This window comes from Phocaeicola sartorii JCM 17136 = DSM 21941, assembly GCF_054653615.1.
The window spans coordinates 838,182-851,202 of sequence record NZ_BAAIFW010000006.1 but is presented as its reverse complement, the minus strand read 5'-3'; the positions used below and the strand labels follow the sequence as shown (position 1 = coordinate 851,202).

Genomic DNA, 13,021 nt, shown 5'->3' with positions numbered 1-13,021 from the left:
ATAAATAAAGGAATATGAGAATAGGATTTGATGGTAAACGTGCTGTCCAGAATTTCACGGGCTTGGGGAATTACAGCCGCTATGTCATAGATATTTTATATCGTTTTTCTCCGGAGAATGAATATGTGCTTTATGCTCCCCGCAGGCGGTCGAGCCGGGTGTTTGACGAGTTGTTGCATCATTGTCCCCGCCTGAAGACCATTTATCCGGAAGGCATGTGGAAGCATTTCAAGTCGTCGTGGCGTACTTGGGGGATTGCCTCACGCCTGGATAAGGAAGGTATCGACCTGTTTCACGGGCTCAGCAATGAGCTGCCTTTAACTATCAGAAAGGCCCGGCATACCCGGAGTGTGGTCACTATACACGATTTGATATTCTTGCGTTATCCGGAGTATTATCATTGGATTGACCGGAAAATCTATGCTTATAAGTTCCGCAAGGCTTGTGAATACGCCGATCGGGTCATAGCAATCAGCGAGTGTACCAAGCGCGATATCATTTCTTATTTCCATATTCCCGAAGAGAAAATAAAAGTAGTTTATCAAGGTTGTGATGTATCATTCACTCTACCGGCCACTGATGAAAAGAAGCGGGAAGTACGCGTGAAATATAGTTTGCCCGAGCATTATATCCTGAATGTAGGAAGTATAGAGGAGCGCAAGAATGTGCTTCTGGCAGTGAAAGCCCTCCTTCGTCTGCCTGAGGAGATGCATCTGGTTATTTTGGGGCGACGGACTGCTTATACAGACCGGATAGATACATTCATACACGCCCATCATTTAGAGGAGCGTGTGAAAATATTGCATGGGATTCCTTTTGCCGATTTGCCTGCCATTTATCAGCAAGCCGGCGTGTTTGTCTACCCTTCCCGTTTCGAAGGGTTTGGCATTCCTATTATAGAAGCCCTTCATTCCGGGGTTCCGGTAGTGGCTGCTACCGGCTCTTGTCTGGAGGAGGCGGGAGGCCCCGCTTCCATTTATGTCCATCCTGACGATGTGGAAGGAATGGCCGATGCCTTAAAGCAGGCCTCCGGCAACCAGGCTGTCCGCGCAAGGATGATTGAAGAAGGGAAAAACTACGTGCGCCGTTTTTCGGAAGAAGAACAGGCGCGGCAGCTGATGCGTATTTATTCCGGATTATGCCAGTGATTGCATATCATTCAGCCGCTTGTAGTAGCCGTTTTTAGCCAATAACTCATCGTGCTTGCCCCGTTCTACGATTTCACCTTCATAAAGCACGCAGATCTCATCCGCATTCTTGATGGTGGAAAGCCGGTGTGCGATAGCGATAGTGGTACGTGTCTTCATCAGACGTTCCAGAGCCTCTTGAACCAAACGCTCGCTTTCCGTATCGAGAGCGGAAGTCGCCTCGTCAAGGATCAATATGGGCGGATTTTTCAAGATGGCACGTGCTATGCTGACACGCTGGCGTTGTCCGCCGGACAGTTTGCCGCCACGGTCTCCGATATTGGTGTCATACCCTTTCTCTGTTTCCATGATGAAATCATGCGCATTGGCAATTTTGGCGGCAGCTATTACTTGCTCCATGGTTGCGTTTTCCACACCGAAAGCGATGTTGTTGAAGAAAGAGTCATTGAACAGGATCGCTTCCTGGTTCACATTTCCTATCAGGCTGCGCAGATTGGCTATGCGTAATTCCTTGATGTTGATTCCGTCTATCAGGATTTCTCCTTCCTGTATGTCGTGGTAACGTGGCAGCAGATCCACCAGTGTTGATTTTCCCGACCCCGACTGGCCCACTAAAGCGATGGTCTTTCCTTTGGGGATCGTGATATTGATATCCTTTAATACCTGACGTGTCCCGTCATAGCTGAAAGAAATATTTTTCATCTCGATCTTGTCATTCAGATTATCCAGCACTTTCGGATCGGCTATTTCTTTGATCGGATTTTCTGCTTTCAGGATCTTGTCTACACGCTCCATGGAGGCTAGTCCTCTCGGTATATTGTAACCGGCTTTGGAGAACTCTTTCAGCGGATTGATGACACTGTAAAGGATAACCATATAGAATATAAAAGTCGGTGCGTCAATGGAGGAGTGCTCTCCCAGAATAAGTGAGCCTCCGAACCACAATACCAGTACAATCAGCAGAGTACCTAGGAATTCACTCATCGGATGTGCCAGGGCTTGGCGGGTGGCGACGCGGTTTGTGGCATCGCGCAGCTCGTTGCTGCACTGTGTAAAACGGTCTATCATTTTCTGTTCGGCAATGAAAGCCTTGATAATGCGGAGGCCGCCTAATGTTTCTTCCAGCTGGGTCATTGTGTCACTCCATTTGCCTTGTGCCTCCAGTGACTGGCGTTTCAGTTTCTTTCCTACCTTTCCCATCACCCATCCCATACCCGGAACGACCAACAGGGTGAACAGGGTCAGCTGCCAGCTGGTTACCAGCAAGGTGCCGAAGTACATCACAATCAAAATCGGATTCTTGATGAGCATATCCAGCGAACTGGTGATGGAGTTTTCCACTTCTCCCACATCACCACTCATGCGGGCAATGATATCTCCTTTCCGTTCTTCCGAGAAGAATCGTAACGGCAGGCGCATCACTTTGCTGTACACCATGATGCGGATGTCGCGTACAACTCCTGTCCGTAAGGGAATCATAACAGCGGAGGAGGCGAAATAGCAAGAGGTTTTCAGCATGGTCATGAAAGCGAGGAACAATCCTAAAAACAGCAGGGTTCCTGATGCGCCATGGATTTCAATCATGCGGCTCACCGAGTAATAGAAATTATTGATAGCGATATCTTTCATTCCCATATCGCTGCCCCAAGGGATAAAACTGTAAGTCCGCTGGTCTATTTTGAACAGGATTTGCAGAATAGGGATTAACAAAGTGAATGAGAATATATTAAAAACCGCAGAAAGCAGGTTTAACAGGACAGCCCAACCTAAATATTTCTTGTAAGGTGATACGAATCGTCGCATCATTTGGAAGAATTCTTTCATCTATTTGAATCTTTTTTTAGTGACAAGGGGAACAATGACTTTTAAGCTGACAAAAGTAGGTAGATTTTTGCAATAATCAAAGAAATAGGCAGTTAAAGATGAATAATCTGATGTCAGTCAGCATGTTTTTTCACGTACGTCCGTATGGAGTTATACATACGTATATGCAGGGCTACGCATACGTACGTGCAGGCTTATGCGTATGTATGTGAAATCTTACACGTTCAGACGCGCGAGACAGACTTTTATAATTAGCCTGTTATGCGTAAAGTGAGAGCATAAACGCCTCCAACTTCCTGGTGAGAAAGAATGATGCGTCAAGGAACTTGGCTACTTAAAATGCTCATTTATTGATTTGACCCTCCAGTAAAGGCTTGACATGCTTGGTGTACATTTTGTACAGTCTCCATTTTTGATAATGCCAATAGGTGATATTCCCTTCTTTTGCAATTTCCTTTAGTACCTTTCTCCTTTGTCTATGGGTGGATATGGGAAATCGCTTGATCATACGATAAAAATTGTACTTGTCTTGAAGAATAGCTAGGGAATCTTGGAAGATTTGTGTATAGAACCAGTTCCTTATAAAGGCGATTTCTCCTAATGCGTTTCCGTTCTGAATACCTTCATAGGTGGTATTCGTAGTATGTTTTCTGAAGTAATTCAATTTCTGGTGAATCTCTATGATATTTCCTTTACAGATTTGTTCTAGCCAAAACAGCCAGTCGCCGCAATAGCGCATTTCCCGATAATGTGATGAAATGTTAGAAATGCATCCGGCTTTTCGGAACAGCACCATGCTGGCATTATAAACGGAATTTATTTCAAACATACGTGAAGTAAGGTAACTTTCGGATTGGAACAGATAGCTTTTCCCGTCTTCCTCCCAATGGTCAAACTCATTTGTTTGAACGGGATTATTGTCACCGTCTATCACATGAGAGCCAGTGATACATAGTTGTGCGTCAGGGTGCAATTCCAATTGTTCTACTGTCGCAGATAGAAAATCGGGTGACGCGCAATCATCGCTTTCTGCAATCCATATATATTTCCCTTTAGCTAGACGAATACCTTTTTCCCACTGAAAGAAAGGACTTCCACTATTTTTAGTACAGAGAAAAATGTAGCTGACATGTGGGTGGTCTTTATAGGATAATAAAAGTTGTTGACTGTTGTCGGTAGAGCAGTCATCTAAAAGAATAACTTCAAAGTTTGTAAACGTTTGAGATAGTACGGAGTCTATTCTTTGTTTCAGGTACTTCTTGTGGTTATAGTTTGGTATGATGACACTGACCAGCGGATTTTCTACTGGTCTGTGCACATGGAAATATTTTTGTTCTACTCCATGTTTTTCCTTGCTTCTTTTGTTCGTTTGATAAAACAGATCGAGCTTATAAGGATTGGAGCCTTGATCTGCTGCACCTCTTAATATTTTGTTGGTGATGAATTCCTCTATGCTCTTGGTCCCGTAATGGCGGATGTACAATTTTTTAAAAGAAGGGGCTTTGAACGGGGTGCTCTTTTTGACTCGTTGTTGGCAGTCATCACATATTCGTACCTTCCCATCTACACAATGTGGGTTACGGATGAACCTGATATCCATCCGGGTACGTACAATGACTTTGACATGTTTGTTCTGGCCCGAATTTGATATGGGGTGAGGAAATCGTTGGATAACGCTTCCTTTCTTGAAGTTTACCTCTTCATTATCTCCATAAAACATCCAGTTGATAGCCACTACATTAAAATTAGTGATAGAGGAAAGGTAGTTGTTGATATGAGTATAGGCACTTTTTGAGCCAAAGGTTATAAATTCGTCAATGTCGATGAAGGCTATCCAGTCGAATTCCTTTGAATGGGTTGTATAACAATCGTTATAAGCGATGAGCTGTGCGGCGAGTTTGCCTCGATAATCAATGACGGTTACTTGTTCTTTCCAAGATTGGATGGAACAAAACTGGGAAGTGCTATTGTCATCGGGATTATTGTTGTCGTATATGAAAATATGATTGAATCCTAAGTGCAGGTGATAGGTTATCCATTCTTCCAGATAGTTGTTTTCATTGCGGCTTATGGCGCAGATGGCAGATTTCATATAGTTTGCTTGTTTAGTTTATGGCAAAGTTAGGAAAAATGGCTGGAAAAAACGAATAAAGTGAGATAGATAAAATGAGTACTTCTGATGTCTTGAATATGTTTAAGAAAAAGGAGCTGGAATATAGAAATGCTGCGGAATCTTCTTATCTTTGTATTTCACAGCATAAAAAACTGAAACTAGTATGATATTAACAAGCTTGGACTCAATGATACAGGCTGTAAAATAATGATTGTGTATGATTTCTTTTATTATTTGTAGTATATCGCCGGAAAGGGCTGCCTGTCTGGAAGAGAACATAAAGTGTACGATAGGAGATGTGGAGTATGAAATGATAGCCTTTGACAACCGGCAGACTAAATATGGAATAACAAAGGTGTATAATTTATGTGCGGAAAAAGCCAGGTATGATAATTTGTGCTTTATACATGAAGATATAGCTTTTTATTCGCTCAATTGGGGCGAAACGATTATTAATCAATTAAAGAAACCGGATTGTGGCGTGATAGGTTTTTCCGGTTCACGCATGAAGTCGAAAGCTTTTTCTTCAGTCCATAGTATTCCAGATTTATGTGTGAACAACTTTGTTCAACGGATTAATCCGTATAGAAAATGGTTTGTGAATAATTTAGATATTCATGTGGATTATGCTCCTTGTGTTACATTGGATGGTTTATGCTTGTTCGTGCGTAAACAAGTGTGGGAGGAACATAAATTTGATGAGGTACTTCTGACCGGTTTTCATGGGTATGATTTGGATTTTTCATTACAGGTTGCTGAACATTATCAGAATTATGTGTGTAACAGAGTATTGTTGGAACATTTTTCACAAGGAACATTCAAGAATGATTGGGTGTGTACCATGATACGCTTGCATCAGGAAAAGTGGAAAAGCAGATTGCCTTTATCAGCGGTGCAATTGTCAGAGGAAGAAAAGGAAGGGTATGAGCATGAGGCCTTGTATCGTTTTATAAGACTTTTATATGAAACAGATTATCCATTTTGGAAGGTGTATCGTTGCATTTTAGAATATGGTGAAATGACGCATTATAAGGAGCATTTTTTTACTTTACTTTTGAAGTTGGTGGGTACTCGTATTTTTCATGTAGATTTTTAGATTTAAGAAATCCTTAAGTGTATGAAGTAACTGATTCATGACGATTCAGTTGCCTCATACACTTTATTAAGAATTTTCTTACTCTAAATTGTTCATCTAGATAGCACCAATTTCATTTGTTGTTTTTTCATGCGTCTTCTTTCTAATCTTTTACAATTCCATTGGTGTAGGGAATTAAATAAATTTTCAGGAAGATATTTATAAAGGAATCGTTCTGTATAAACTTCAATTGTTTTTCTAGTGATTTTGAATCTCCATTGCCATGTTTGATCTATTCCTGCTATTTTTGCGCATTCCCATTTGCATCCTATGCTGTTTGTGGATGAAATTCCATTCTCTGCTTCAAAATCAGCAACATTGATGGATAAAGGTAGGAATTTTCCGTTGCGTTTGTATAACTGATACATATAATGATAGTCCGCTGATATTTTATAATCCAAATTAAACGGGTGTTCTTTCATATCTTCTACCTCTGCGAAGATAGCCTGATGACAGGCCACCATTTTTTTTAAGATGACATGGGGCTCTTCAGATACGAAACATTTTCTGCTATTTTTCTTTATCATAATTGCATTCCCATAAACAGCTTTTACATCATCCGATATTTCTCTGTTAAAAACTTCTTCTATGACTGTTGGAGTACAAAATTTGTCACCAGCATTCATGAAATTTATCCATTTTCCTGTTGCTTGCCTTATTCCTTTATTCATGGCATCGTATATGCCATTGTCTTTTTCAGAAATGAATTTGAACAAGACTCCTTTCGTAATGAACAAGGGCTTATATTTTTTTATGATATGGCAGGTGTTATCTTTAGAATTTCCGTCTATGATTATGTATTCCAAAGATTTGTAAGTTTGTTCCAAAATACTTTGAAGCGTTTCTTCAATTACATTTTCTGCATTAAAGCATACAGTTACCACAGTAATTAATTCTTTTGACATATTTTCTTTTAGTCTTGTTTATATATTTTCTCTGTTCTTACTAAAAAAACATTTTATTGGTTGATTTGTTTATGAAGGGTTCCCAAAAATCTTTGTATTGATTGAGGTTAAAAGCATGGCAACCAAAAGGTAATGTATTGTTATTCCATTGATATGCCCTTGCTGGTGCAGTCTCTATAGAAAAACGAATAGCCTCCTTGAATGTGGGTTTTTTTAAACGATGCTTATACTTTAATTCAAACTGTAGCCACATGTCTTCTCCATAGAAGGGCTTGTCGTCATTTAGTTGTTCTGCTATTTTGTCTTTATAAAGTTCTGTGATTTGTAGCATTTTACTAACTTTTCTAAGCGAGAAACCACCGTTGCCCACATATCCCCAATAATATCTATGTAATCTTTTTTTGTTTTTTGTTATTCTATACCAAAAACGTTTCAGTTTACATTTTATTGTCCCGCCTTTATGATTTGTATATTGTGATGAATGGATCCAAGGAGCGCCAATATAATCATAGCCTTTATTTACCCATGTTTGGAGCTCATCTTTAAATACGAAAGCGTCCAATTGATAGATAAGGATATAGGAATAATCTGTGAATTGAGAGTAAAAATCTTCAGATAGCATTAATTTGTTATATCCTCTTATATTATTGAAATAATCATTCTTGAATTTTTTCACTTTCAACAAAGGGTATTCCTTACAAATATCAGAAGTGTCTAGTTTAATGGGAGATACAAGAAATATGTCATAAGAACTTAATGTCTGAGTACAGGCTTTTAATGATGTCTGTTCTGTTTTTGTTAAGTTATTCTTATAATAGGGGATAGCAATTGCTACACTTTTTTTTTCTCTTATCATGTTATAAAATCTAGAACTTCTTATTTACATTTTCTTGTTATTCTGGTGATAGATTGTTCAGAGTAACTATAATGTAAATGAGAAGTTCTTTGTTTTGCTGCACGACCTAACATAATTTAACAGGTTGTGTGTATGGACTAATGTAGATGGCATTGGGTGCTGTTACTTTCTTAATATTGCGTATTTTGCTGTTGCCAAGATATGCTTTATATAAAGTTCCACTTTCCTTCCGAATTTGCGTGTCCTCCAGCTTCCGTAGATACGATGTTCAGCAAAGGTATCGGAAGTGGTAAAATATTTATGGCGAGGAGTTACATAGTGTGCTGGATAAATGGTTACATTGTCAGCCAGGTGCTGTTCTTTGTCTTCGGGAAGGTAACCTCTTTTGCAAGCTGCATCGTACATGGTGACAGGTGATATAACGCTATTGTAAGTACCGTCAGGATTTAAAAAGGGAGTTGATTTATAATATTCAAATACATCTTTGCAGAATGAGTTTCCTTTTTCTCCTATCATGAAGGCTGCCTGTAGCTGTGTGGCCTTATTTTCTTGAAAAGTGACAAAGCCGTGTTTGGGTATCAGATGATCGAAACGTTTCAGGATAAAAATGTCACTATCCATATAAATGCCCCCTTCATTGTATAGGGCATAGAAACGGACGGCATCAGCAGCAAAAGCCCATTTCTTAGCTTCTAGCGCTTCATTAATAAATGGACAACCTATGGCTTTAGCATCTTGATAAGTCCAGCGTTTTACTTCGAAATCCGGAAGTATACGCTTCCACGTGTCCAGGCAAACTTTGATTTCTACCGGAAAAGGGTCATTGCTGAACCAACATAAATGGATGATTTTAGGTATCATGTGATAATTCGTTTAATTATTATTTATAAAAAGTGATATTACAAACTTTCAACTGCTTTCTGCAATGCTTTTTTTGCAAAATATCCTTCACTCAATAGTTGTCCTATTTGAGCTGTTTTCTTTTTCATTTCCAAATATTGCTCTTCACTCAGTGAATTTAAAATATCTTCTAGGTCTGTCAATGAGTCAATACATATTCCTATTCCGTTTTTGCATACAAAATCGGCTAATGCAGCTTTGTTCCAGATAATGACAGGCAATTCGCATCTGATGTATAAAGAGGTTTTATGTGGATTGTTGAATTGAAGATATTCTCCAAAGTTACCTGTACAGGCAGAAGCAGAGAATCCGTCCCATACTAGGCCGAAATCGCCTTGGGCGGTAGCTATCAGGTCATCTGATTTCACAAACCCCATATAATTAAAGTGTTCCTTACCTTTAGCCTTGTCAATTTCAAATCCGTTACCATAAAGATTGAAATGGAAAGAATGGATATATTCGCCTATTTCGTACAGGAAAGTGTTTTTGCGCAGGTTTAGCGCACCGGCGTATAATACACTGTAAGGCTTCTTGACATCCGGTTTGGCACTTGCCTTGGTTTCCGACAGATAATCAAAAATTTCCAATACCCCAAGTTTTGCTTTACATCCGTTGTCTTCTAGCCATTTCCTCATCTTTTCATTATGTGCTATAACATAGTCGGCATGATTCAGACGTTGTATTTCCTGTTTTATTGTTAATGCCTTACGGCGGAAACTTCCCAAATCATGGATGAGCACAATTACTTTCGCCCCTCTCAGGTGAGCCATGTTGCAAACAAAGGTAAAATATTTCTTCAATGGGTATTGAAGGACTAGCTTATCTCCTTTTTGCAGGCAGAAAGGAGATTTTAGCACACCGGTCAATGTGGTGAGAAATGATAGTATCTCATTAGTATAGGTCGTTTGCTGTAAACCTACGTTTCTGAAGGACATGTCTTCCATGATCCGTTCAATGTCTGTCTTTGCCTTGTTCCCGGCGCTGGACAGGCCTTTGTAGTTGCGTGAAAGGTAACAGTTCATTTAATTTTGTTTTTTTGTTTGGAGTAGTTCGTGATATAAGTCGATATATGCCTTGATGTGTCTTTCGTAACTGAAAGAATAGGCATGTTCCTTTGTTTGTACAATTCGCTCCTTCTGTTTGTAGAAGGAAGGGAGATTTTTTCTAATGCTTTCTACCATTGCTTGAGTTTCCAGTTTGTCCCAGATGAAAGCAAGACCGTTACTGATTTCGGGAAGACAGGTATAATTGGAGATAAATACTGCTTTGCCGAATTGCATGGCTTCAATAACCGGCAGTCCGAATCCCTTTCCTCTGCTGGGGAATAAGAAAGCTTCACAGTTGCGGTATAACCATATTTTTTCTGTTTGTTCTATAGTTCCTGTTAAATAGACGTTAGTTGTTCCTTTTTCTTTGATTTGTGCTCTTATTTCTTCTGCATGATCGAATTGGTCGTTTCCACAAATGTATAGGTCGTATTCAGGAAAGGATTTCATTACATCTACTAGCAGATGAAAATTTTTCTTCGCACGTATTTCTCCAATGGTGAAGAAGAAAGGGCGCTTTTGGGCAAACTGTGGCCGCTTGTCTTGCTGTTGGTCTATTCGTTCTACTCCGTTGTAGATGACACGAATTTCTTTTCCATTCAGATCCATGTATTGCTTTATTTCATCAGCCACATAGTTAGAGATGGTGGTGATGATTGTTGCTCTATCTATTCTTTTCTGCATAATCTGCAGAGCTTTTTGCTTCTCTTTGCCTTCTTCTTCAAACAGAAAGTTCAAATCGTGTATAGTGAGTATGTGGTTCGGACTTTTCCTGTAAAAACAGTTGAACTGATTTACTGAATGCCATATATCTACTTTAGGAAGCGTGAGGGACGGGAACCATCGTTTCAGCTTTCTGTCTTTTAACAGAACACGAGTGACATTATCTCCATAGTATTTTTTGTCTCTTTTGGGAAGTAAATACACGAAGTGCAGGTCATCTACAGGCAGAGTGGCAAACAGTTTTGAGTAATTGATCGCTATTTGCCCGAATCCACAAGCTGGATGCTTTAAGTTAGAAAGGTCTATCAGTACCTTTTTTTTTGATGGTTCCATAATTTTGTATTTTAGTTTTTAGTTTGTTTTCTCCATAAAGTAAGGGCGGCAGCCACTGTGTCGTCCATATCGGCGTAGGCATATTGTGCCAGTCGTCCACCGAACAGCACCTCTTTTCTTTCTGCCGCCAGCTCTTTGTATTTTCTTACCATTTCTGTGTTCCGTTTGTCGTTTACCGGATAATAAGGCTCTTTGCCCGGTGCGAAATCATCGGGATATTCGTAGGTGATTACGGTGGTGGGCTGTGTGCCGTATTCAAAATGCTTGTGTTCGATGACACGGGTATAAGGAACCTCACGTTCGGTATAGTTCACCACGGCATTACCCTGAAAATCCTCCATCTCCAAGTGTTGTGTGTCAAAGCGGAGACTTCTGTATTCCAGGTGTCCGCATTGGTAGTCAAAGAATTGATCCAGACAGCCGGTAAAGAGAATCTTGTCGGCCAATGCGTCCAATTCTTGCCGATGGTCAAAATAATTGGTGTCCAGACGGACTTCGATTCCTTCCAGTAGCGCGTCGATCAATACATTATAACCGCCTTTAGGGATACCTTGATACGCATCGTTAAAGTAGTTGTTGTCATAAATGAAACGGAAAGGGATGCGTTTGATGATGAATGCAGGCAGTTCTTTGGCTGAACGCCCCCATTGTTTTTCGGTATATCCTTTTATCAGGCAGCGGTAGATATCCTTTCCACAAAGTTTAAGTGCCTGTTCTTCCAAGTTGGCGGGCTCTGTGAGATGTGCATACTCTTTGCGTTGCTCTTCTATCTTGGCTTTCGCTTCCGAGGGGGTCTTTACTCCCCACAGTTGGTAGAAAGTATTCATGTTGAAAGGAAGGTTGTACAGTTTTCCCTCAAAAGAAGCCAAAGGAGAGTTGGTATAGCGGTTGAACTCTACAAAACTGTTCACATAATCCCATACTTCCTTGTTGTCTGTGTGGAAAATATGTGCTCCGTATTTGTGTACATGGATACCTGCTATATCCTCGCAATAGATATTTCCTCCCCGGTGATTGCGTTTGTCAATGACCAGACAACGTTTACCCGCTTTTTTAGCCTCGTGGGCAAAAACGGCTCCAAACAAACCGGCTCCTACTATTAAGTAATCATATTTTTCCATAACTATTTATTTTCTTCTTGTTTTCTTCTTTCAAATTCTTCTTTCGTGCGTTTCCATCGGTTATGACTCCATAACCAATATTGGGGCACGGCGGTTATCATCTGTTCCAGCTTCTTTGTGTACCGGTCTGTCAGTCCATAATCGGGGACGGATTTGGCATCATCTGTCAGTTGCTTGAACTCGCAGTGATAATATCCTCTTTTTATTCGTTTCACGTCAGCATAATAAATCAGTGCGTCTACTTGTTTTCCAATACGCTCTGTACCAATGAAAACCGGAGTTTCCCGATGGAAGAACTCGGTCCAATGGTGGATACTGTTCCATTTGGGCGTCTGGTCGGATATAAAACCGATGATTGTCTTTTGCTTCGCCCGCTTTAATTCTATAATCCGGCGGAGTGTCTCTTTCATGGGGATACATTCGCCGCCGAACTGATTGCGCAGACGCAGGAAAAGTTTGTCAAACGCCTTGTTGTACAGAGGGTGGTAGATTTGTCCGCAAAGAATATCATCGGGGGCCCAATAGGGAAGAGAGGCTATCCACTCCCAGTTGCAGTAGTGCCCTAAATATACGAAACAAAAATTCTTCTCCTCTGCTTTCATCTTTCTCACGATCTCTTCCACTCCTCCGAATGTCATCCGTTTTTTCAGTTGCTTCTTCGAGATGGAGAACAGTTTAATAGTCTCTATGATATAATCGCAGAAAAAATGATAATACTGCTTCTCTATGCGGATTACTTTTTCTTTTGACAGTTCCGGGAATGATTCAGTGAGGTTTTTCCTTACAATCCGGCGGCGGTAACGGACGCAGTAGTACAAAGGGAAATAGAGCAGGTCGGAGAAAACATACAGAACCGGCAGTGGTAAGAGCGAAAGCAGGTACCAGAAGAAAAAGACAATATAGTATATAATATTCAT

At 40.4% G+C, this 13,021-nt stretch carries 11 protein-coding genes; 2 read left to right on the top strand and 9 right to left on the bottom strand.

The annotated features are described in order from the left end of the window. Nucleotides 1-14 precede the first annotated feature (14 nt). A complete protein-coding gene (locus tag ACYQ0C_RS20485; RefSeq protein WP_016274688.1) occupies nt 15-1,148 on the top strand; it encodes a glycosyltransferase family 4 protein in 1,134 nt (377 codons plus the stop codon). On the opposite strand, the gene ACYQ0C_RS20480 is transcribed toward ACYQ0C_RS20485, so the two are convergent. After that, nucleotides 1,137-2,972 carry an ABC transporter ATP-binding protein gene (locus tag ACYQ0C_RS20480; RefSeq protein WP_016274687.1) on the bottom strand — a complete coding sequence of 612 codons (1,836 nt, stop codon included), beginning with the start codon at nt 2,970-2,972 and terminating at the stop codon, nt 1,137-1,139. The genes ACYQ0C_RS20485 and ACYQ0C_RS20480 overlap by 12 nt on opposite strands. 343 nt (nt 2,973-3,315) lie before the next feature. Continuing rightward, nucleotides 3,316-5,064: a glycosyltransferase family 2 protein gene (locus ACYQ0C_RS20475; RefSeq protein ID WP_016274686.1), complete on the bottom strand. Its 1,749-nt coding sequence runs from the start codon at nt 5,062-5,064 to the stop codon at nt 3,316-3,318. A gap of 238 nt (nt 5,065-5,302) precedes the next feature. Between ACYQ0C_RS20475 and ACYQ0C_RS20470 the strand changes: the two genes are divergently transcribed. Continuing rightward, a complete protein-coding gene (locus ACYQ0C_RS20470) occupies nt 5,303-6,181 on the top strand; it encodes a glycosyltransferase (RefSeq protein ID WP_016274684.1) in 879 nt (292 codons plus the stop codon). 92 nt (nt 6,182-6,273) lie between these two features. Here ACYQ0C_RS20470 and ACYQ0C_RS20465 read toward each other — a convergent pair whose 3' ends face one another. From ACYQ0C_RS20465 to ACYQ0C_RS20435, 7 genes are all read right to left on the bottom strand, one after another. Next, entirely contained in the window at nt 6,274-7,125 is an 852-nt protein-coding gene (locus ACYQ0C_RS20465) for a glycosyltransferase family 2 protein (RefSeq protein WP_016274683.1), read from the bottom strand. A 40-nt stretch (nt 7,126-7,165) separates the two neighbouring features. Then, nucleotides 7,166-7,981 (bottom strand): DUF5672 family protein, encoded by an 816-nt coding sequence (locus tag ACYQ0C_RS20460; RefSeq protein WP_016274682.1) that lies wholly within the window; start codon nt 7,979-7,981, stop codon nt 7,166-7,168. A 162-nt stretch (nt 7,982-8,143) separates the two neighbouring features. After that, nucleotides 8,144-8,842, bottom strand: coding sequence for a glycosyltransferase family 32 protein (locus ACYQ0C_RS20455; RefSeq protein ID WP_016274681.1), 699 nt, complete (start codon nt 8,840-8,842; stop codon nt 8,144-8,146). Nucleotides 8,843-8,880: 38 nt separating this feature from the next. Then, the gene (locus ACYQ0C_RS20450) at nt 8,881-9,903 is read right to left on the bottom strand and encodes a glycosyltransferase (RefSeq protein WP_016274680.1); all 1,023 of its coding nucleotides are present in this window, start codon (nt 9,901-9,903) and stop codon (nt 8,881-8,883) included. Further along, a complete protein-coding gene (locus tag ACYQ0C_RS20445) occupies nt 9,904-10,983 on the bottom strand; it encodes a glycosyltransferase family 4 protein (RefSeq protein ID WP_128811931.1) in 1,080 nt (359 codons plus the stop codon). 11 nt (nt 10,984-10,994) lie between these two features. Beyond that, the gene (gene glf, locus ACYQ0C_RS20440) at nt 10,995-12,104 is read right to left on the bottom strand and encodes a UDP-galactopyranose mutase (RefSeq protein ID WP_016274678.1); all 1,110 of its coding nucleotides are present in this window, start codon (nt 12,102-12,104) and stop codon (nt 10,995-10,997) included. Nucleotides 12,105-12,106: 2 nt separating this feature from the next. Beyond that, nucleotides 12,107-13,021: a lysophospholipid acyltransferase family protein gene (locus ACYQ0C_RS20435; protein ID WP_016274677.1), complete on the bottom strand. Its 915-nt coding sequence runs from the start codon at nt 13,019-13,021 to the stop codon at nt 12,107-12,109.